This window comes from Flavobacterium cupriresistens (assembly GCF_020911925.1).
GTDB lineage: Bacteria > Bacteroidota > Bacteroidia > Flavobacteriales > Flavobacteriaceae > Flavobacterium > Flavobacterium cupriresistens.
The window spans coordinates 3,284,855-3,306,318 of the sequence record NZ_CP087134.1 but is presented as its reverse complement, the minus strand read 5'-3'; the positions used below and the strand labels follow the sequence as shown (position 1 = coordinate 3,306,318).

Sequence of the window (21,464 nt, the reverse complement as noted above, 5' to 3'; positions counted from 1 at the left end):
AATGAAAAATATAAAAAATACAACAAAGCGTTTTACCCTCCTGTTTGTCCCTGTCGCCTTTCTTCTAATGCTCATATTACTCCTAACATCGTGTAATGAGAAAAAAACCGAAGAGGTTCAGGAAGACGAGAAATTAGAAAATGAAGTAATGTTGACGGCTGCTCAATTTAAAACAGTTGGCATTCAGTTTGGAATGGTGGAAAACCGTAACCTTAACACGATCATTAAAGCAAATGGGTATACGACGGTTCCTCCTCAAAATTCCGCTAAAATTGCCACATTACTTGGAGGTACAGTCAAAGACATTTTAGTTTTGGAAGGTACTTATGTCAACAAAGGCAAAGTGCTGGCTACTATTCAAAATCTGGAAGTGGTAGAAATGTTAGAAGAATACAAATCGGCTACAGCCAATATCGAGTATTTACAATTAGAATACAATCGTCAAAAAACATTGGCTGATGAAAATGTAAATCCACGAAAAACATTTCAGGAGGTCAAAGCAAAATTGGCTGTAGAACGAGCACGAGCACAAGCGGCAAAAAACAAATTGCTGGCGCTTAATATTAGCCCAAACAGCAACAATGCATTAATCCCTATTCTATCACCGATAAGTGGTTATGTAGGTAAGATCAGTATTGCCAAAGGAGCATTTGCGGAAACAGGAATTCCGTTATTTGAAGTAGTTGACAACAGTCAAATGCATTTGGATTTAAATGTATATGAAAAAGATTTAGGCTCAATTTCAATAGGTCAGGAAGTCGATTTCATATTGACCAACCAATCCAATAAATCCATAAAGGGTAAAATATTCGGTATCAATAAATCTTTTTCTAACGAAAGTAAAACAGTTGCCGTTCACGCCAAAATAAATCCCGATGATGCTAAAGGACTAATCTCCGGAATGTATGTTTCTGCCAATATAAACCTTAATAGCGCTACCGTGCCGGCACTGCCAAAAGCATCAATTGTAAAAAATGGTGATAAATATTTCATCTTTATTCAAGAAGAAGAACATGCCGAAAAAGGCGGAAAACACGATTCTAAAGAGGAAGCTGAAGAAATACATTTTAAAGCCATTGAGGTTATTCCGGGCACTACCGATATGGGATATACTGAAATAAAATTTGTAACTTCAATCCCGAATACAAGCAAAATTGTTACACAAGGTGCTTTTTATCTATTGTCTGCTCAAAAAGGCGGTGGAGAACACACTCACTAATCTAAATTTTATGATACATAATGACGATACTGATTGCTGTGAAACAAAACAAAACACAGCTCCCAAAAAAAATACAGAAGCAGGTTGCTGCTCACATGATGATAACAAACATAGCGACGACGATGGACATGACCACTCAGTAGGAGATCAGACTACTTTTCAGCTTTTTTCTCCGGCAATAACTAGTTTTGTTTTACTAATCATTGCCATTGTTTTCGACAATTATTTACCTCAAACGTGGTTTACAGGTTGGGTTAGAATTGTTTGGTATATAGTCGCTTATTTACCGGTTGGTTTTCCTGTCATAAAAGAAGCAATTGGAAGTGCCAGAAATGGTGCTTTCTTTTCAGAGTTTTTATTAATGAGTATTGCTACCATCGGTGCTTTTGCAATTGGTGAATATCCCGAAGGCGTTGCTGTAATGCTTTTTTATGCTGTTGGCGAAACTTTCCAAACATTGGCAGTAACTCGTGCCAAAGCAAACATCAAAACACTATTAGACCAGCGTCCGGATGAAGTGACGATTCTTGAGAACAATCAGCCTAAAATTATTAAAGCAAAAAATGCTCAAATTGGAGACATCATTCAATTAAAACCAGGCGAAAAATTAGGCTTAGATGGCGAACTTCTTTCTGAAACAGCTTCCTTTAATACCGCAGCATTAACAGGAGAAAGTAAACCTGATACCAAAAACAAAGGCGAAAATGTCCTTGCGGGAATGATCAATCTCAATGCCGTAGCTGAAGTAAAAGTTACCACTTTGTATACCGATAGTAAATTGTCTAAAATTCTGGAAATGGTTCAGGAAGCGACTTCCAAAAAAGCGCCAACCGAATTGTTTATCCGAAAATTTGCCAAAATATACACGCCAATTGTGGTTTATGCAGCAATCGCGATCTGTTTACTGCCTTACTTTTTTGTAGACAATTATCTTTTTAAAGATTGGTTGTATCGTGCCTTAGTCTTTTTGGTAATCTCTTGTCCTTGTGCCTTGGTGATTTCAATTCCACTGGGTTACTTTGGCGGAATTGGAGCGGCAAGTAAAAACGGGATTTTGTTTAAGGGCTCGAGCTTCTTAGACATCATGGCGGCAATTCAGGTTGTGGTAATGGACAAAACCGGAACTTTGACAAAAGGGGTTTTTAAAGTTCAAAAAGTAGTAGCAGTCGGGATTCCCGATGCTGATTTAATAAAATATACGGCTGCACTCGAAACCAAATCAACACATCCTGTTGGTACTGCCATTATTGACTATGCCAACGGAGCAGAAAAAAACAGTGTTGTTACCGCTGTTGAAGAAATTGCAGGTCACGGTCTAAAAGGTACAGTTGACGGCAATGCTATTTTGGCCGGAAATACCAAACTAATGAAAAAGTTCGATATTAGTTATGATACCGAAATAGACCAAACGCCTTTCACTATAATTGTTGTAGCCGTCAATCAAAAATATGCCGGTTATTTCCTCATCGCCGATGAAATAAAAGAAGACGCCAAAGAGGCCATTGAAAGTTTACATCGAATAAATGTAAAAACCGTCATGCTTTCGGGGGATAAAACAGCTGTGGTTAATACCGTTGCCAAAGAATTAAATATCGATGTGGCTTATGGTGACTTATTACCCGAAAATAAGGTTGAAAAAGTTACGGATTTAAAAAACAAAGACCTAAAAATTGCCTTTGTTGGCGATGGCGTAAATGATGCACCTGTGATTGCGTTGGCACATGCCGGAATCGCAATGGGTGGCTTAGGAAGTGATGCTACTATAGAAACGGCCGATATCGTGATTCAAAACGACCAGCCAACAAAAATATACACCGCCATAAATATTGGTAAAAAAACCAAACAAATTGTATGGCAGAATATTAGTTTAGCCTTTGTTGTAAAAGCCATTGTACTTGTACTGGGTGCCGGCGGCCTCGCTACCATGTGGGAAGCTGTTTTTGCTGACGTGGGTGTCGCTTTATTAGCGATTCTGAATGCAGTTAGGATTCAGAGAATGAAGTTTTAAATAAAATTAAAGTATATTAAAAAGGGGTATTTGTACGATTCTGTACAAATACCCCTTTTTTTTACGTAAATATTTCAAACCTAACAGGTTTTAAAAACCTGTTAGGTTTAGGTTTAAAAATGGCCTTTAGTAATTAAATATTTATCCTTACTTTTATGATAACTCTGTTCTTAATCTACATTAAGTTGCATTTTTAATAATGATAGTAACTTTGTCAAACCAATTATAAAGAACCCCAGCAATAATTACAATAAATCTCAATCGTCAAAAGATCAATTTTAAAAATATACCATGTCAAACATCAGTTTAATTATCGAAGAACGCGCCGCCAACATTGGCAATTTTATGGTAGGGAGATTATTGCCTTTTCGTGAAAAAAGAGCAGTCGGACCATTTGTATTTATCGATCATATGGGACCCGCACATCTGAACCAACACCAGAATATGGACGTCCCTCCTCACCCGCATATCGGACTTTCTACACTGACCTTTATGTTTGAAGGAAGTATCATGCATCGTGACAGTCTGGGAACAGAACTCGAAATAAAACCGGGCGCTGTAAACTGGATGACCGCAGGAAAAGGAATCGTACATTCCGAAAGAACACCCGAATATTTAAGAACTTCCGATAAAGTCCTTCATGGATTACAGATTTGGGTTGCTTTGCCAAAAGAATTAGAGCAAATGGAACCTAATTTCACACATGTGGAGGCAGATGATATTCCACAATGGGAAGAAAATGGAGTTTCATATAAATTAATTGCCGGAGAAGCTTTCAATAAAAAATCACCGGTTCCCGTGTATAGTCCGTTGTATTTTATTGAGATCAAAAGTGAAACGACTCAAAAAATCAATATTGGAAAAGATCTGTATGGAGAAAGTGGTTTATATATCCTGGAAGGAAGTATTAAAAGCGGAGAGCATGTTTACGATCCGAAGCAGATCCTGATTACAAATGACAGTACTTTATGTGAGTTTGAAATTGCTGCTCATTCTACTGTTTATATTTTTGGAGGAGCTCCTTTCCCTGAAGAACATTTTATCTTCTGGAATTTTGTTTCCTCTGACAAAGAATTAATCGAAAAAGCAAAAAGAGACTGGACAGCACAGACGTTCCCAAAAGTCCCGGGAGAAACTGAGTTTGTTCCTTTACCTGAACCCCGAATGAAATAACATATGGAAACTATATCAGCACAAATTGACACGCGCTTGTATCGCACCGAAATAAAATCTGCCAGCGGAAATACGGTAATAGCAGACGAACCTCAAGAAATTGGAGGTAAAAATCTGGGGTTTAGTCCTTCTGAACTTTTAGCTTCTTCATTAGCAGCCTGTACACTTATTACATTGCGAATGTACATCAACCGCAAACAATGGCAAGTTTCTGAAATCAATATTAAGGTCGATTTTGAAAGAGACTCTAATCAGAATGTCTCTTTATTTACCCGAAAAATTGAAATTATCGGCGAGGTAGACGATACACAACGACAACGTTTAGAAACCATTGCCAACAGTTGCCCAATTCATAAAACATTAACACATTCAATAGAAATCAAAACCACATTATTTTAACAATCATGGAAATACAACAAATAAACGAAGGAAGAAAAGGATATTTTGAAGCTGTAGAAGACGGAAAACAAGCGGGAAAAATGACTTATAGCTGGGCCGGAGACACCAAATTCATCATTGACCATACAGAAGTAAATGAAGAATTCAACGGGAAAGGTGTTGGTAAAAAAATGGTCATGGCTGCCGTTGAATACGCAAGGGCCAATGATTTTAAAATTATTCCGCTTTGTCCTTTTGCCAAAAGTGTTTTCGATAGAACCGCTGATATACATGATGTTCTTTTTTCATAAAAATAACCCCGTAGAGACGCACTGCTGTGCGTCTTTACTTAAATATTCCCCCTTCCTTTTCAAAAGTCCTGTAAAATAACTACATTTGCATGTAATTTAAACCTAGACTATGACAAGGATAATTACACTTTTCTGTATTTTTATAGCACAAATCGGCTTTTCTCAATCGGCTGAACGTTATTTGGAAAAAATCAGAAACAACGAAGCCCTTTCTACTGCTTTTTTTCAACAAATGCCTAAGGGAGGCGATCTACACCATCATTTTTCGGGATCAATTTATGCAGAACCTCTTTTGGAAAGAGCAATTTCTGAAGATTTCTATTTGAATTTAGAAACTATGGCGGTCTCTAAAACAAAACCTGCAAATGGAAACTGGGAAACCTTTTCTTCACTTAAAAATAAAGGAAAACTGGATTTTTACAAACAGCAAGTGATGCAAACCTGGTCTGCAAAAGATTACAACGGGGTATCTGTTCCTTCTGACGACTTGTTTTTTGATTCCTTCGATAAGTTTTATGCAACAATTGACGGGCATTTTGCCGAAGGAATGCTTGAATTAAAAAAACGAGCCCTTGCTGAAAATGTAAGTTATATCGAAACGCAATTATCAACGATACCTTGTGATATGAATGTTGCTGATTTAGCCGATTTTAATACCAAACTCCGTCAGGCTGCGGCACAAAAAGACGAGAAAGCAGTTCTAAAGTATTTAGATGAACTGTATAAATCACTACAACAAAAAGATGCTAAAAAATACGCCGAAGATTTCAATACAAACTTCGTCGCAAAACTACATAAGGAACTAAAAATTGATGACGATCGTTTTACCATGCGTTATCAGAACTTTGTACTTCGTTTTATGGAACCGGTAGATTTATTCAAAAATCTGGTTATTGCTTTTATCTCAGCAAACGACAGCAAATTAGTTGCAGGCGTAAACATTGTTTCTCCTGAACATGGTGAAAATTCTATGAACGATTACTGGCTTCATATGGTCATGTTCAAATATTGCCATTCTAAATTTGACGATGTAAAGTACACACTCCACGCAGGAGAATTAACTCTTGGATTAGTGCAACCGGAGGATTTAACCTGGCATATTAACTCCGCCATTTATACGGCCGGAGCCAATAGAATTGGACACGGAGTAGATATTGCATACGAAGCAAACTCATACGACTTGTTGCGTTATATGGCCAAAAACAATATTCCGATTGAGATCAACTTAACGAGTAACGAATTCATCTTAAAAGTAAAAGAGAACAGACATCCGTTTACACTTTATAAAGAATTTAATGTCCCAATTGTAATTAGTACTGACGATGCCGGAATTCTAAGAACCAACATGACCGAACAATATGTTCTACTGGCAAAAAGATATCCTGATGTGACTTATGAAACGATCAAAAAATATGTTTACAATAGCATCAATTACAGCTTTATTCAGGATGCTTCTGTAAAAAAACAACTATTGAAAGATCTGGACGCCAGATTTAAAACTTTTGAAAATCAATTTTCTAAAAACTAACTTAAATCAAACCAAACAGGTTTTAAAAACCTGTTTGGTGTAGTTTAAATTTTACAACATAAAATATGATTCTGGAAGCAGCCTATCTTTACGTAAAACCAAATTTGGCAACTCAATTTGAAAGCGATTTTACAAAAGCAAGTCAGTACATTTCTTCTATTGAAGGCTATTTAGGGCATCGCTTAGAAAAATGTCTGGAGATAGAAAACAAATACCTTTTACTAGTAGACTGGAATACATTGGAAGATCATACTGTAGGTTTCAGAACTTCAGCCGCATACTTAGAATGGAAGAAACTTTTACATCATTATTACGAGCCGTTTCCTGTCGTAGAACATTTTGAAACCGTTTTTAAAAATAAGAAGCCATAGCATTAATTTTGCCACAAATTAAAAAGATTCCCACAGATTAAAAAAAAGAAAAAATCCTTTTGAATCTTTTAAATTTGTGGCAAAAAAAATTAAAAAAATCAGCTCATTTTTTCATATATTAATTTGTGCCAATTCGTGAAATTCGCGGCAAAAAAGCAAACAATAAACTAGAGAAAAATCCTTCCGAATCCTTTTAATCTGTGGCAAAAAACTAAAAAACCATGAACATCAAACTCATCGCCATAGGCAAAACCGACAATAAATCGCTTCAGACTTTGATTGACGATTACACCAAACGTTTGTCATTTTATATCAAATTCGATTTAGAGATTATTCCCGACATCAAAAACGTAAAAAATTTATCTGAGAGTCAGCAAAAGGAAAAAGAAGGCGAGCTAATTCTTTCCAAATTAACCCCAACCGATCAGCTAATTCTACTCGATGAAAACGGGAAAAACTTCTCCAGCGTTGGTTTTTCTGAAGAATTACAAAAGAAAATGAACTCCGGAATCAAAACACTTGTTTTTGTAATCGGAGGTCCTTACGGATTTTCGGACACGGTTTACAGCAAAGCGCAAGGTAAAATTTCGCTTTCCTTAATGACCTTTTCCCACCAAATGGTGCGTTTGTTTTTTATTGAGCAATTGTATCGTGGGTTTACGATTTTAAGAAATGAGCCTTATCATCATCAATAAAAGATTTGTTTTAGGTTTTCTTTGTTTCAAGTTTCCTTTGTTTCAGGTTTTCTTTGTTTCAGGTTGGAGATTTAGAAAACAAATTCTTCTTCGGTATTTATAAATACAAAATCAATTTTTTCCTGTATCATTTTTTCAACAAGAATTTTACATTGAATGTAATCTCCGTACGTCATATTTTTATCATACGAAAATTTAATCTCAGCCTTAGGATTGATTACTAAACTATCCAAAAACGGTTTTAAATCACTTTTAGGAAAATCATACGTTTTTCTTCCGCTGTATTGTATCCTTCCATTTTTCTTGAAATACAGCTGACTTCTGTTATTGGCAATTTCCATTTTATAATGCACTTTCGTGAAAGGCAAAAAGGCTAAATTCTTTCCAACAGAATCCGCATACGAATAATAATTCTCTGCTTTTTCGTTTTTGTGTGCTTTCTCGGCTCGTTTCTTTTCCTGAAGTTTCATTACTTCGCGAATTACCAATTTAAGCGGCAAGCGCTTGTCAATATTGAAAATCCAATTGGTTGAAATGATGCTGTTTTTGCGATTTACTTCAGCGATGGTATCCTTGCCATCTGTTTTAAAAAAAATGTAGATTGGCGAAAGATCTTCTACATTTTTAACCACCGTTACATTTGATTTTGGCAATAAAACATCTTCTTTTTTCCCGCATGAGAAAAACAGAACTACAAAGAGTAAGCTAAAGTATTTCATAATTTAAAATAATGGTAAGATTTAAAATGACAAACCGGAATGTTACATTAATTTTGTTTAAAACTCATTTTAGTAAACAAAGTAACGCATTCAACCGCTTCTTTTACATCGTGAACGCGCAGTATTTTAGCTCCTTTTGATAAAGCAATGGTATTAAGAATTGTGGTACCGTTTAGAGCTTCCTCTGCCGTTATGTGGAGCGTTTTATAAATCATAGATTTTCTGGAAACACCAGCCAAAACAGGTAATTCCAAAAGATTAAAAAGTTCCATTTTTTGCATCACTTCAAAATTCTGATCTGTCGTTTTCGCGAATCCAAAACCGGGATCCAGTATCAAATCATTAATTCCGAGGCTTCTCGCTTTTTGTACTTTTTCAGAAAAATAAAACAACATCTCTTTCAAAATATCGTCATACTGCGTCATGCTTTGCATCGTCTGTGGATTGCCACGCATGTGCATCATAATATAGGGTACGTTATATTTTGCAATCACATCAAACATTTTGTCGTCTAACTCACCTGCTGCAATATCATTTATAATAGCTGCACCGCTTTCTATACTTGCTTTAGCAACTCCAGCTCTAAAAGTATCAACAGACAACAAAGCGTCAGGAAAATGCTTTAAAATAAGTTCTATAGCCGGTACAACGCGGTCAATTTCCTCCTGCTCCGATACAAATTCTGCATTTGGCTTACTGGAATACCCTCCAAGATCAATAAAATCGGCCCCTTCGGTTAGTATATTAGTTGCTCTTGTGATGATCTTGTCTTCATTATTGTATTTTCCTCCATCAAAAAAAGAATTTGGCGTCAAATTCAAAATTCCCATTACTCTGGGAACTGACAAATCTATAAGTTGTCCTTTGCAATTCATTACAATCTTGTTTGGGTTTATTTTGTTTCAAGTTCATTTTGTTTCAAGTTTCGAGTTTGAACGTAAAACATGAAACTTTAAACTTGAAACCTCTCAGGCTTTCAAAAAATTATCCTTATTTTTGGAAAAAAATTAAGCAAATATACAACAATAAATGAAGAATACTTCTTTAGAATATGATAGCGTAGTAACGGTTTGCCGTACTTTATTTATCAATAAAATGAAAGATTATGGCAGTGCCTGGCGTATTTTGAGACTGCCTTCACTAACCGATCAGATTTTTATAAAAGCGCAACGAATCAGAAGTTTACAGGAAAACGAAATTCGCAAAGTTGATGAGGATGAAAGTGGCGAATTTATCGGAATCATTAACTATTCGATTATGGCTTTGATTCAATTGGAATTAGGCGTTGTTGACCAACCTGATCTGGACGTAGAAAAAGCAACCGAATTATACGACGCTAAAATTAAACTTACTAAGGAATTAATGGAAGCCAAAAATCATGACTATGGCGAAGCATGGCGCGATATGCGTGTGAGTTCGCTTACCGATCTGATTCTGCAAAAACTGCTCCGTGTAAAACAAATCGAAGACAACAAAGGAAAAACTTTAGTCTCTGAAGGCATTGATGCCAATTATCAGGACATGATTAATTATTCCATTTTTGCGTTGATTTTGAACCCAATGAAATAATAAATTTCAAAAATGAAATCCCAAATTCCAAGGTTACTTTTTGGAATTTTAAACTAAATTCTAAATTATGAAAAACGTTATTACCCAATTCTCCAGACTGTTTGTCGGCATATTATTTATTATTTCAGGATTAATCAAACTTAATGATCCGGTTGGATTCTCTTATAAACTGGCGGAATATTTTAGCGAGCCGGTTTTCAACATGCCGTTCTTAGAGCCTTTAGCACTTGGATTAGCTATCTTTTTAGTAATTTTAGAAGTCGTTTTAGGAGTAATGTTATTAGTAGGTTACAAAGCAAAAGCAACGATTTGGTTCCTATTGCTATTGATCATTTTCTTTACTTTCCTTACCTTCTACTCTGCTTATTTTGATGTAGTGAAAGATTGCGGTTGCTTTGGAGATGCTTTACATCTTACGCCTTGGCAGTCGTTTACAAAAGATATTGTATTGCTTTTCTTCATTTTGATTTTGTTTATCAATAAAAAATTAGTTAAACCTTTATTTTCAAAACTACTAACTAATATTATTACTTTAATCAGTGTAATTTTATGTGTTTTTATGGCCGTTTGGGTATTAAATCACAATCCTATAAAAGATTTCCGTCCATTCAAAGTTGGAAACAACATCGAAAAAGGAATGGAAATTCCGGAAGGTGCTCCTAAATCTGTAGTTGAAATGATTTTTATCTACAAAGTAAACGGAGTTGACAAAGAGTTCACCGAAAAAGATCTGATGAACATTCCTGAAGGCGCCACTTTTGTAGACCGTAAAGACAAAGTAATTACAGAAGGATATGTACCACCGATTCACGATTTTACTATGGTAAAAGACGACTCAGATTACAAAGACGAATTATTAAAAGAACCTAAATTAGTTATTTTTGTTACCTACGATTTGAATTTATCTAATCCTGAGGGAATGAAAAAATTGGAAAAAGTAAATCAGGAAGCTAAAGCGAAAGGATACAAAGTAATTGCAATGACAGCTTCCGGACCGGACGTAATTGCAAAAGCTAAAAAACAATACGGTTTAAATGTTGATTTTTATTTCTGTGACGCAATCGCTTTAAAAACAATCGAAAGAGCAAATCCTAGCATTGTGGTTCTGAACAAAGGAACTATAGTACAAAAAGTGCATTATAACGACGTTGACGATTTAAAACTATCAAATGTTGCTTATAGTCTTTAAAAAAAGAAGTAATTTAAATGGCGCCAATATTCTATATTTTAGAGGTATTGGCGCTTTTTTATTTATCATTGTCATTTTACAAGTTCATCCATAATTTAGTTTAATCTCCCTCCAGCCATTTTACTTTTATTTCCTATAAATTTTATATTAATAAAAATGATAAAGTAAACTAAGCTACAACATATACCAATAATTGGTATCTTTGAATTAAAACTTTAGAAATCATGCCGAAAAACACCTCTATATTACTTGGAGATTATTTTGATAATTTCATAAACAGTCAGGTAAAAAACGGGAAGTTTACTTCTGCCAGTGAAGTTGTTCGCGCAGCATTACGACTGTTTGAGCAGGAAGAAACAAAAAAGAGTGAATTAATCAGTGAACTTAAAAAAGGGGAAAAATCCGGATTTGCTAAAGATTTTAACCGCGAATCATTTTTGAATAATCTTCATGAAAAACATTCAAAATGATGAATTACGAAATAAGTAATTTAGCAACAAAAGATTTAGAAAACATATGGCTGTACACCGCTGAAAATTGGTCGATTGAACAAGCTGACCGATATTTAAATTTATTATTTGAAGAAATTGAATATTTATGCTTAAAACCAAATTCCGGTACTGATTTTGGGGCAATAAGAAAAGACTATTTTCGTTCAAAAGTAAAATCACATCTTATCTTCTATAAAATAAATATAAAAAAGAATCAATTAGAAATCATCCGTATTCTGCATGAGATGATGGACGTTGAAAATCATATCAAATAAAAGCTATAGAGGACAGATTAAAAAAAATCAAAAAAATTAAACTAAATCAAAAACCACAATGAAAAAACCATTTCGTCTTATTCCTTTTTTACTTCTTACACTTTCCTGTTTCTTTGGCTTTAGTCAAACCCAATCAAATAATCCAAACCAAGCTTATATCTTTTTTCTGCACAATAAATTTATAGAAGAACACGATTTGAATGAAGCTCATCCTGAGTACGGTAAAGCCGAATACAACGAAATAATCAATTCTTTTAAAGCAGATAATTTTATCGTTTTTAGTGAGAAAAGAAAGAAAAACACCAACGCAGCCCGTTATGCGGAAAAAGTGGTAAAACAAATCAACAAACTAATAAAAGAAGGAGTTAAACCCAACAAGATAACTGTAATCGGAACCTCAATGGGCGGTTATATTGCACAGTATGTTTCTACTTATCTGGCAAATCCGGAGGTTAATTTTGTATTTATTGGCAGTTTCAGAGATATTGATATTGAAGAAATTCCGGACATCAATTTCTGTGGAAACATTCTGACCATTTATGAAAAATCAGATGTTCTGGGAGTTTCGGCTATCAAACGAAAAGAAACTTCAAAATTGAAAGTCAATCACTTCAAAGAAATCGAATTAAATACCGGTTTAAAACATGGCTTTTTATTCAAAGCCTCAGACGGTTGGATTGTTCCCTGCAAAAAATGGGCTAACGGAAATTATGAGCTAAATTAATACTGCTAAAAAAAACGCGAGAAAGAAATTTTTGGCGTTTTTTTGCTTTGAAAACTCTTTTGAAAACTGAAAAAACGATTTTTTTTAGTTTTTTAGAAATCCTCTCTCAAGATTTTACTCCGAAATTAGATTTTCACAACGAACTATTACGATTTCAGACCTCTTTTTTTAACCGAAATTTCCTGTTTTGTGATAAAACAAAGCAGTGTTCAAATTTTGTTAATCTCCATTTGGCATTCGATTTGTTTGTTTAACTTTGTGAATTCGGTATTTCAAATAATAAACCAAACTCTTACTATGAAACAAATAGCTCTAATCCTCATTGCCTTTATTACTTTTTCATGTTCGCAAGCTCAGAAAACCAGTTTTTCAAAAGAAGCGCTTTCTCAAAAATTATTAGCTACCGATGACAGTCAGGTAAGTTTTAAAAACATTCTAAAAAAATACAAGGGAAAAACTTTGGTAATCGAAGTTTGGGCTTCTTGGTGTGGTGATTGTGTAAAAGCAATGCCAAAAGTAAAAGAGCTACAAGCCAATAATCCTGATGTTTCTTATTTATTTCTTTCTGCCGATAAGACCGCAGATAAATGGAAAATCGGAATTGAAAAACACGAAATAAAAGGAGATCATTTTATGATGACTGACGGTATGAAAGGAGTTTTCGGAAAAGCAATTGACTTAGATTGGATTCCAAGATACATCATTGTTGATAAAACCGGAAAAATTGTATTGTACCGTGCAATCGAAAAAGATTTTGATCTGATCAATTCGACTTTACAAGGATTAAAATAAAATGCAATAAAAAATCAGTTGCAACTTCAATAAAAAACAAAAAATTAAAAGAATACTAAAAACTACCAAAATGAGAAAAAAGATTGTCGCAGGAAACTGGAAAATGCATAAAAACGCAGAACAAACTGAAGAATTATTAAGCGAATTAATCACCAAAATACCAGCTCAAACTACCGCTCAGGTAATTGTTGCACCAACATTTGTAAACTTGGCCGGAGCTGTGGCTAAATTAAAAAACACCACTATTGGAGTTTCTGCACAAAACGTTCACCAAGCTGAAGGTGGTGCTTTTACAGGAGAAATTTCTGCAGATATGTTGACGAGTATTGGTGTCACTACCGTAATCCTTGGTCACTCGGAGCGCAGAGCTATTTTTCATGAAACTGACGCTTTAATCGCAAACAAAGTAGATACTGCTTTGAAACATGATATGACTGTTATTTTCTGTTTTGGAGAAGAATTAAAAGACCGTCAATCCGAAAATCATTTTAATATTGTTGAAAATCAATTGCGTGACGGATTGTTCCACATTGCAAAAGAATCATGGTCTAAAATTGTCTTGGCTTACGAACCTGTTTGGGCAATCGGAACCGGAGAGACTGCTTCACCGGAGCAAGCACAAGAGATGCATGAATTTATCAGAGAGGTGGTTCGTAAAGCTTTCGGAGCTGACATTGCTGATGAAGTTTCAATTTTATACGGCGGTTCTGTAAAACCGGATAACGCTAAGGAAATTTTCTCTAAACCGGATGTAGATGGTGGTCTTATCGGAGGAGCAGCTTTAAAAGCAGATGACTTTTTAGCTATTGTAACAGCAATCTAATTTTAGATTTATATAAAACTAAAAGCGATACGTAACAGTATCGCTTTTTTTATGTCTAAAAATTATCCCAAAATTGACAACGTTCTAACATATTTATAAACAACTTCTCCTTTGTATTCTTACCTTTGCAAAAAAATTATTTATGTCGAATATATATTTAGGGTATCATTTTACTATTGAACCAAAAGAACTAGGATCAGAAATATTAATTGCTGAATTGGGAGAAAAAGCATTCGAAAGTTTTACAGAAACTGAAAATGGAATTTCAGCTTTTGTGAAGAAAGATTTATGGGATGAAACTATTCTGGATGACATTTATATTTTACAATCGGAAGAATTCAAAATCGAATATACTTTTGAAGAAATCGATCAAGTGAACTGGAACGAGGAATGGGAGAAGAATTTTGAAGCAATTGATGTGGATGGAAAATGCCATGTTCGCGCCCCTTTTCACGAAAAAACAAATGCCGAATTTGACATTATCATTGAACCAAAAATGAGTTTCGGAACGGGTCACCATGAAACGACTCACATGATGATTCAGCATTTATTGGAAACAGATGTTGCCGGTTTGAAAACTTTAGACATGGGTTGCGGAACAGCAATTTTAGCCATTTTAGCTGAAATGAAAGGCGCCGAGCCAATTGATGCGATTGACATTGATAATTGGTGTTATCTGAATTCAATTGAAAATGCAGAACGCAATAACTGTAAACATATTACCGTTTATGAAGGCGATGCTGCTTTATTGGAAGGTAAAAAATACGATTTGATAATTGCTAATATCAACCGTAATATCTTACTAAACGATATGCATGCCTATGTGGATTGTTTAAATCCAAAAGGGACTTTGCTTTTAAGCGGTTTTTACGAAGAAGACATTCCATTTATCGATGCTTCGTGCACAGAAAAGGGATTGACTTACGTAAAAAAGTTCCAAAGAAATAACTGGGTTTCATTAAAATACGTAAATTAGTCAGTAATTACAACAGTACAAAAATCTAAACAAAATGAGTACTAAAGAAAAAGTAAGAGAAAGGGTTCGGGAAAAGGAAGCTGTAGGTTTTAATAACGAAATCATTGTTTACAATGACGATGTAAACACTTTTGATCACGTAATTGATACTTTAATGCGTGTTTGCAGCCACACTTCAGAACAAGCGGAACAATGTTCCTTAATTGTACACTACAACGGAAAATGCGCGGTAAAAACGGGTCCGATGGACAAGTTAAAACCACAATGCACACAACTTTTGGAAGCGGGTCTTAGCGCCGAAATTGTTTAAGTCCGGAATATTTTAAAAAGCATTCAATTTTATTCTATATTTGATTAAAATTGAATGTTTTTTTTTATGGAAGAATATGGAAAAATATTAATTATCGCTACGCCTGTTTTTTTAGTATTAATTATAATCGAAAAAATATACGGGCTCTATAAAAAGGATGATACTGCACCTTTAATAGACAGCGTGTCGAGTATTAGTTCAGGAATTACCAATTCGGTAAAAGATGTTTTGGGCCTTAGTCTGACTTTTATTTCGTACGAATGGATGGTTTCTAAAATTGCACTTTACCATTTAGAAGCCAATGTCCTCTCCTATTGTATTGCCTTTTTTGTCATCGACTTTTATGGGTACTGGAGCCACCGATTGGCGCATCAGATTAATTTTCTCTGGAACAAACATGCTATTCATCATAGCAGTGAAGAATTTAATTTGGCTTGTGCGCTGCGACAACCTATTGCCAGCTTAGTCAACTTATTCACCTTTTTATTGATTCCGGCCGCCTTACTTGGTGTTCCTGCCTCTGTTATTGCGATAACTTTGCCGCTTCATTTGTTTTTGCAATTTTGGTATCACACCAAACATATCAAGAAAATGGGGTTTGTTGAGCATATTTTGGTAACGCCCTCTCATCATCGGGTGCATCACGCTATAAATCCGGAATATTTAGACAAAAATCATTCGCAAATATTCATTTTTTGGGACAAACTTTTTGGCACTTTCCAAGAGGAATTGGATGATGTTCCTCCTGTTTTTGGAATTACAAGACCGGCAAGTACCTGGAATCCTATTCGAATTAATTTCCAACATTTGACTTTATTGATCAAAGACGCCTGGCGTGCTCCAAAATGGAAAGATAAACTCACCATCTGGTTTAAACCAACAGGCTGGCGACCTGAAAATTTTGAAGAATTATACCCCGTAAACAAAATTGAAAATGTTTTTAATTTTGAAAAATACGGTATCCATAATTCTCAAAAACTGATTTATTGGTCTGTTGCTCAGGTTCTCATAACCCTTTTATTCGTCACTTATTTGTTTGACAATATTGCCAAAATCGGCCTGCCCAATATCTTTGTTTACGGCTTTTTTATTTTGATTACGATCTACAGTTATAGTGAACTGATGGATAAAAGCCAATATGCCCCTTTGTGGGAGGGCTTTCGTTTTACAATTGCCATTGCGATTATCACCTATTATGGTGATTGGTTTGGTTTGAATGTTGTATTCCCATTTGCCAATTATGTCGTTATTGGTTATTTGACGTTATCCTTTTTAATTTCCCTGTATTTTGTTACTATTGATTTTAAAACTAACCAAAATCAACTCGCCAATTCATAACCCAAACTTACTATGAAAAATCCCCCGCTTCTTAAAATCTATATTGGTTTTAGTACTGTTTATCTTTTGCTCTTACTTTCGGGCTACGAGAGTTTTGATTTATTTTTAAAACCCATTCTGATTCCCTTGTTAGGATTTGGCGTTTATTTTTATAAAAAATTCCCATCAAAGAATACCCTTTTAACTGCCTTATTATTTTCCTGGATTGGAGATGTAATTTTACTTTTTGCAGATATTGCTGAGATCTATTTCATTTTAGGTTTGGTTTCGTTTCTTCTGTCACATCTCGTTTATTGCGTTCTTTTTAATAAACAGACTAAAACTCAAAACAAGAAAAAAAGAACCCTTTTTCTAATTGGAAGTCTCGTTATCGCCTGTTACTTAATCGGGATGTTGACTGTTTTATTACCTTCTTTAGGAGAATTAAAAATCCCTGTGATTGTTTATGCATCCGTAATTTCTTTTATGTTACTGTTAGCTTTTAACGGGTTCTTAATCTGGAAAAAACCCGGTAATCAATACGTTTTTATTGGTGCCGTTATGTTTGTTATTTCAGACAGCATTCTGGCAATCAATAAATTTTACGCCCCAATTGAGAAAAGTTCTTTTTTTATAATGTTAACCTATCTTGTGGCACAATATCTGATTGTAATTGGTATCTTAAAATTAAATTCCGGTCTCACTGTAGCAACAGAATCTAAGAAAATTTAAGACTTAATCTAATGTATTTCTGTCTGTATTTTTCTTAATCCAGATTATTTTAAAAACCATTTTTACGGCTTACATTTGTAATACAAAATACGCACTCAACATGAAAAAAACAGTTCTTTTTATCGTTTTACTTCTTTCGGTAACCTCTTGTATCAGTACAAAGTCCACTTTAAAAAATGTAAACGATAATGCTCCTGATTTAGTATTAAAAAAAGACAATACCTTTATCATTACTTTATTCAGTAACGACAAAAAGTACGGTTTCGATCCAGATTATCCTGTGAATATTTTTTACAGAAACACAAAAGATGAAGCTTTAAACGAAACCCGTTTTTTAAATGCTTTGGCTGGTCCAAACGGAGAAAAAATCACTTATACGCGATTAGAAACCTGTTGCCCTTTCCCTACGAAAAGAAGTGATATGGGAGCCGGATTCCTGAATGTGTATGAACTGAAATGGGACGGGCAAAAGAAACCCCTTAAACTTTATCTGAACATTTACGAAAAAGGAATTTTGATGGTTCCGATGGGATTGCGTTTGAAGCAGGACTAGAGTTATTGTTATTATTAATTGATGTTTGATTCTCTTTGCGCTCACGAGCGTCCCGCTCGTGAGCGCAAAGAATTTAAAATGTATAAACTTTCTTTTGGAATCAATTTTAAAAAAACAGAATTCAAATTTTATAAATCAAACCCATATTTAATCATGACGGCTGAAAAATTTAATTTAAACGAAAAAGCCTACAGCATCAGCACTATTAGCTCTTAAAAAATTCTTAAATCTTCATCTCAAACTCATAAATCATAACTACCTTTGCACTGTCAAAAAAAACATACTATGAACATACAACATATTCCACAAATTAAGCATACAGATAGCGGAAATTTCTTTTTATTAGCAGGTCCTTGTGCTATTGAAGGAGAAGAAATGGCGCTTAGAATTGCCGAAAAATTAGTTGGTATTACCGACAAACTTCAGATTCCTTATGTATTTAAAGGATCATTTAAAAAAGCAAACCGTTCCAGAATTGATAGTTTTTCAGGAATTGGTGACGAAAAAGCCTTAAAAATTTTAAGAAAAGTTTCTGAAACTTTTCATGTTCCAACGGTAACAGATATTCACACGAACGAAGATGCCGATCTGGCTGCTCAATATGTTGATGTTTTGCAAATTCCGGCTTTCCTAGTGCGTCAAACGGACTTAGTGGTAGCTGCTGCAAACACAGGTAAAGTGGTAAACTTGAAAAAAGGACAATTTATGAGCCCTGAAAGCATGAAACATGCCGTTCAGAAAGTATTAGATTGTCATAACGAGAATGTAATGGTTACCGATCGTGGTACTATGTTTGGTTACCAAGATATGATTGTTGATTACAGAGGAATTCCTACTATGCAACAATATGCTACTACAGTTCTTGATGTTACGCATTCTTTACAACAGCCAAATCAGACTGCCGGTGTTACAGGTGGAAGACCTGATATGATCGAAACTGTGGCCAAAGCAGGTATTGCTGTTGGGGTTGACGGTATTTTTATCGAAACTCATTTTGATCCTGCTAATGCAAAAAGTGATGGTGCCAACATGTTACATTTAGACTATTTTGAAGGTTTAATGACCAAATTGGTTGCGATCAGAAAAACGGTTAACTCATTTTAAATTTTAATACTAAGTTCATTGAAAACTAAATTTTTATTTTTTGTCTTATTGGGTTTTTCATTAAACACTTTTGCACAGGAAGAAATCGCAGTAGAAAGATATACCGCCCATAACAAAGGAAAATTCTTTGTATCATGGGGTGGTAACAGAGACAGTTATACCAAGTCTGATGTCAATTTCAGAGGAAAAGATTACAACTTTACAGTTGATAACATGACTGCTCATGACAAACCAAAAGGATGGCATATTGACTATGTAAATCCAGCTAATATGACCATTCCGCAAACGAATTTTAGATTGGGATACTTCATTAATGATCATTATAGCGTTGCTATCGGTTGGGATCATATGAAGTATGTAATGACTCAGGATCAAACCGCAAATGTATCGGGTTATGTTAATTTGCCTTCGGATCAAATTGGCTCAACAAACAATGGGGTTTACAACAATACTCCCGTTGACTTTACAGATGGTAAATTCTTAATGTATGAGCATACCGATGGTCTGAACTATGTAAATACGGAAGTTTCCAGACATGATGATATCTCAGAATGGTTTGGATTACCAAATACAGACAAAGTTCAAATCAATTTGACTGAAGGGTTAGGAGCCGGAGTTTTATATCCTAAAACGAATACAACTTTGCTAGGAAAAGAACGTCATGACGATTTTCATATTTCAGGTTATGGATTGTCTGCAAAAGCGGGGATTAACTTTACCTTTTTTAAATATTTCTATCTTCAGGGAGAGTTAAAAGGTGGTTATATCAACATGCAGGACATCAGAACTACAAGAAGTAGTGAAGATAGTGCTTCACAGGATTTCTTCTTTTTACAACGAATTATCGCTGTTGGAGGAATTTTCAGAATCTAAAAAATAGGTCACTTTATATTTTAAAAATAGCTGTCATTTTATTTGGCAGCTATTTTTTTTATCATTTACTTTGTACTTCAAAGTACTTTACTTTTTACTTTAAATTTTTAAAATGAAGAAGACAAAATATATTTTCCTTATAGTAAGTTTTTTAATCAGTTTTTCTTGTGCCCTTTATGTGACGTTACTGTTTTTCCCAATGAATTCCTTTTCGAAATCCAAACAGGAAAATAGTGTTTTGGCTAAAATACAAGATGGCGATATTATTTTTCAGACCTCGGAATCCAGTCAGTGTGAGGCAGTCCGTATTGCAACCAGGTCAAAATTTTCTCATTGTGGAATCATTTTTACCGTGAATGGAAAACAATTCGTTTTTGAAGCCGTACAGCCCGTAAAACTAACTCCATTGGACAAGTGGATCGAACATGGAAAAGACGGCAAATACGTCGTGAAAAGGCTAAAAAACGCCACTGCTGTTCTGGATTCAAAAACACTTGAGAAAATGAAAAACTACGGCAATCAATTTATGGGTAAACAATATGATGCCTATTTTGAATGGACCGATACTAAAATTTATTGCTCAGAACTGGTTTGGAAAATATATAAAAACGGTGCCGACATTGAATTGTGTAACCTACAGGAATTGAAAGATTTTAATTTAGTCGATGAAAGAGTACAAAAAGTATTAAAAGAAAGATATGGAAACGCGATTCCGCTGGAAGAAAAAGTGGTTTCACCCTCTAACCTCTCCGATTCTAAACTGTTAATTACAGTACTAGATAATTACTAAAAATACGAAAGCTGATTTACAATAAAATTAGCTTTTTTATTTCTTATTTAACTTTGAAACTCAAAGAACTTTTAAAAATTAACCACCTTATGAAAGATCGTCTTATTGAAAAAATGTACGAACATACTAAACAACCGTATCAAAAATATTTCAAAAAAAACAAACCTTGGGACATTGACAAAACTACATTATTAACCTATCCGGCAGAGAGTTTAGGTTTTGGACTGGGAACCTTCCTTACTAAAAATCAGTTTGATATTCAGCCAAAACTAGAAGATCATGACATCATTCATGTTCTGACCAATACTGGTATTTCCGTTCGTGAAGAAATCGGAATGCAATATTATCTTTTGGGGAATGGCAAAAAAAGTCTGTATTTATTTCTTGTAATCTCGTCGGGTACGCTTTTTTATCCAAAACAAATGAATTATTTCATTCAACAATACAAAAGAGGCCAACAAGCGCTTCCGTTTTACTATCTGGATTTTTCAAAAATGTTGCACACGCCAATTCAATCTATTCAAAAAACATTTAATATTTAAAA

General features: G+C 34.6%; 26 protein-coding genes. 24 read left to right on the top strand and 2 right to left on the bottom strand.

Going from position 1 to position 21,464, the window contains the following annotated elements; all coding sequences use genetic code 11:
- The first annotated feature begins 1 nt into the window (after position 1).
- The 8 genes from LNP23_RS14135 (at position 2) to rlmH (ending at position 7,683) form a co-directional block, all read left to right on the top strand.
- Positions 2-1,219: an efflux RND transporter periplasmic adaptor subunit gene (locus LNP23_RS14135; protein WP_230001691.1), complete on the top strand. Its 1,218-nt coding sequence runs from the start codon at positions 2-4 to the stop codon at positions 1,217-1,219.
- Positions 1,220-1,229: 10 nt separating this feature from the next.
- Entirely contained in the window at positions 1,230-3,227 is a 1,998-nt protein-coding gene (locus tag LNP23_RS14130) for a heavy metal translocating P-type ATPase (protein ID WP_230001690.1), read from the top strand.
- Positions 3,228-3,518: 291 nt separating this feature from the next.
- Positions 3,519-4,400, top strand: a complete 882-nt coding sequence (locus LNP23_RS14125) for a pirin family protein (RefSeq protein WP_047775839.1) — start codon at positions 3,519-3,521, stop codon at positions 4,398-4,400.
- 3 nt (positions 4,401-4,403) lie between these two features.
- Entirely contained in the window at positions 4,404-4,799 is a 396-nt protein-coding gene (locus LNP23_RS14120; protein ID WP_230001689.1) for an OsmC family protein, read from the top strand.
- 5 nt (positions 4,800-4,804) lie between these two features.
- Positions 4,805-5,089 carry a GNAT family N-acetyltransferase gene (locus LNP23_RS14115; protein WP_047775842.1) on the top strand — a complete coding sequence of 95 codons (285 nt, stop codon included), beginning with the start codon at positions 4,805-4,807 and terminating at the stop codon, positions 5,087-5,089.
- A gap of 109 nt (positions 5,090-5,198) precedes the next feature.
- Entirely contained in the window at positions 5,199-6,617 is a 1,419-nt protein-coding gene (locus tag LNP23_RS14110; RefSeq protein WP_230001688.1) for an amidohydrolase family protein, read from the top strand.
- Positions 6,618-6,682: 65 nt separating this feature from the next.
- A complete protein-coding gene (locus LNP23_RS14105; RefSeq protein WP_230001687.1) occupies positions 6,683-6,988 on the top strand; it encodes an antibiotic biosynthesis monooxygenase family protein in 306 nt (101 codons plus the stop codon).
- A 221-nt stretch (positions 6,989-7,209) separates the two neighbouring features.
- A complete protein-coding gene (gene rlmH / locus LNP23_RS14100; RefSeq protein WP_029269532.1) occupies positions 7,210-7,683 on the top strand; it encodes a 23S rRNA (pseudouridine(1915)-N(3))-methyltransferase RlmH in 474 nt (157 codons plus the stop codon).
- A 71-nt stretch (positions 7,684-7,754) separates the two neighbouring features.
- Here the strand turns inward: rlmH and LNP23_RS14095 are convergent, their stop codons facing one another.
- Both LNP23_RS14095 and folP read right to left on the bottom strand, forming a co-directional pair.
- Positions 7,755-8,402: a hypothetical protein gene (locus LNP23_RS14095; protein WP_230001686.1), complete on the bottom strand. Its 648-nt coding sequence runs from the start codon at positions 8,400-8,402 to the stop codon at positions 7,755-7,757.
- Between the two features lie 47 nt (positions 8,403-8,449).
- Positions 8,450-9,283: a dihydropteroate synthase gene (folP, locus tag LNP23_RS14090; protein WP_230005161.1), complete on the bottom strand. Its 834-nt coding sequence runs from the start codon at positions 9,281-9,283 to the stop codon at positions 8,450-8,452.
- 148 nt (positions 9,284-9,431) lie between these two features.
- Between folP and LNP23_RS14085 the strand changes: the two genes are divergently transcribed.
- From LNP23_RS14085 to LNP23_RS14010, 16 genes are all read left to right on the top strand, one after another.
- The gene (locus LNP23_RS14085; RefSeq protein WP_047775851.1) at positions 9,432-9,971 is read left to right on the top strand and encodes a DUF1599 domain-containing protein; all 540 of its coding nucleotides are present in this window, start codon (positions 9,432-9,434) and stop codon (positions 9,969-9,971) included.
- A gap of 67 nt (positions 9,972-10,038) precedes the next feature.
- A complete protein-coding gene (locus LNP23_RS14080) occupies positions 10,039-11,160 on the top strand; it encodes a BT_3928 family protein (protein WP_230001685.1) in 1,122 nt (373 codons plus the stop codon).
- Positions 11,161-11,384: 224 nt separating this feature from the next.
- Positions 11,385-11,630, top strand: coding sequence for a type II toxin-antitoxin system ParD family antitoxin (locus LNP23_RS14075; protein ID WP_230001684.1), 246 nt, complete (start codon positions 11,385-11,387; stop codon positions 11,628-11,630).
- On the top strand, positions 11,627-11,926 hold the full coding sequence (locus tag LNP23_RS14070; protein ID WP_230001683.1) for a type II toxin-antitoxin system RelE/ParE family toxin: 300 nt from the start codon (positions 11,627-11,629) through the stop codon (positions 11,924-11,926). The genes LNP23_RS14075 and LNP23_RS14070 overlap by 4 nt, the downstream gene beginning before the upstream one ends.
- Positions 11,927-11,984: 58 nt before the next feature.
- A complete protein-coding gene (locus LNP23_RS14065) occupies positions 11,985-12,650 on the top strand; it encodes a YqiA/YcfP family alpha/beta fold hydrolase (RefSeq protein WP_047775857.1) in 666 nt (221 codons plus the stop codon).
- Between the two features lie 297 nt (positions 12,651-12,947).
- Positions 12,948-13,442, top strand: a complete 495-nt coding sequence (locus tag LNP23_RS14060) for a TlpA family protein disulfide reductase (RefSeq protein WP_230001682.1) — start codon at positions 12,948-12,950, stop codon at positions 13,440-13,442.
- 70 nt (positions 13,443-13,512) lie between these two features.
- A complete protein-coding gene (gene tpiA, locus LNP23_RS14055) occupies positions 13,513-14,265 on the top strand; it encodes a triose-phosphate isomerase (RefSeq protein WP_047775861.1) in 753 nt (250 codons plus the stop codon).
- 142 nt (positions 14,266-14,407) lie between these two features.
- Positions 14,408-15,241: a 50S ribosomal protein L11 methyltransferase gene (gene prmA, locus LNP23_RS14050; protein ID WP_230001681.1), complete on the top strand. Its 834-nt coding sequence runs from the start codon at positions 14,408-14,410 to the stop codon at positions 15,239-15,241.
- Positions 15,242-15,275: 34 nt separating this feature from the next.
- Entirely contained in the window at positions 15,276-15,551 is a 276-nt protein-coding gene (locus tag LNP23_RS14045) for an ATP-dependent Clp protease adaptor ClpS (RefSeq protein WP_047775865.1), read from the top strand.
- Between the two features lie 66 nt (positions 15,552-15,617).
- Positions 15,618-16,889, top strand: a complete 1,272-nt coding sequence (locus LNP23_RS14040) for a sterol desaturase family protein (RefSeq protein ID WP_230001680.1) — start codon at positions 15,618-15,620, stop codon at positions 16,887-16,889.
- A 12-nt stretch (positions 16,890-16,901) separates the two neighbouring features.
- On the top strand, positions 16,902-17,600 hold the full coding sequence (locus LNP23_RS14035) for a lysoplasmalogenase (protein WP_230001679.1): 699 nt from the start codon (positions 16,902-16,904) through the stop codon (positions 17,598-17,600).
- Positions 17,601-17,700: 100 nt separating this feature from the next.
- A complete protein-coding gene (locus LNP23_RS14030; protein WP_230001678.1) occupies positions 17,701-18,153 on the top strand; it encodes a 2-dehydro-3-deoxyphosphooctonate aldolase in 453 nt (150 codons plus the stop codon).
- Positions 18,154-18,438: 285 nt separating this feature from the next.
- A complete protein-coding gene (kdsA, locus tag LNP23_RS14025; RefSeq protein ID WP_047775870.1) occupies positions 18,439-19,257 on the top strand; it encodes a 3-deoxy-8-phosphooctulonate synthase in 819 nt (272 codons plus the stop codon).
- An 18-nt stretch (positions 19,258-19,275) separates the two neighbouring features.
- Positions 19,276-20,130: a hypothetical protein gene (locus LNP23_RS14020; RefSeq protein WP_230001677.1), complete on the top strand. Its 855-nt coding sequence runs from the start codon at positions 19,276-19,278 to the stop codon at positions 20,128-20,130.
- Between the two features lie 112 nt (positions 20,131-20,242).
- A complete protein-coding gene (locus tag LNP23_RS14015) occupies positions 20,243-20,920 on the top strand; it encodes a YiiX family permuted papain-like enzyme (protein WP_230001676.1) in 678 nt (225 codons plus the stop codon).
- An 89-nt stretch (positions 20,921-21,009) separates the two neighbouring features.
- Positions 21,010-21,462, top strand: coding sequence for a Coq4 family protein (locus LNP23_RS14010; RefSeq protein WP_047776291.1), 453 nt, complete (start codon positions 21,010-21,012; stop codon positions 21,460-21,462).
- The last annotated feature ends 2 nt before the right edge of the window (positions 21,463-21,464 follow it).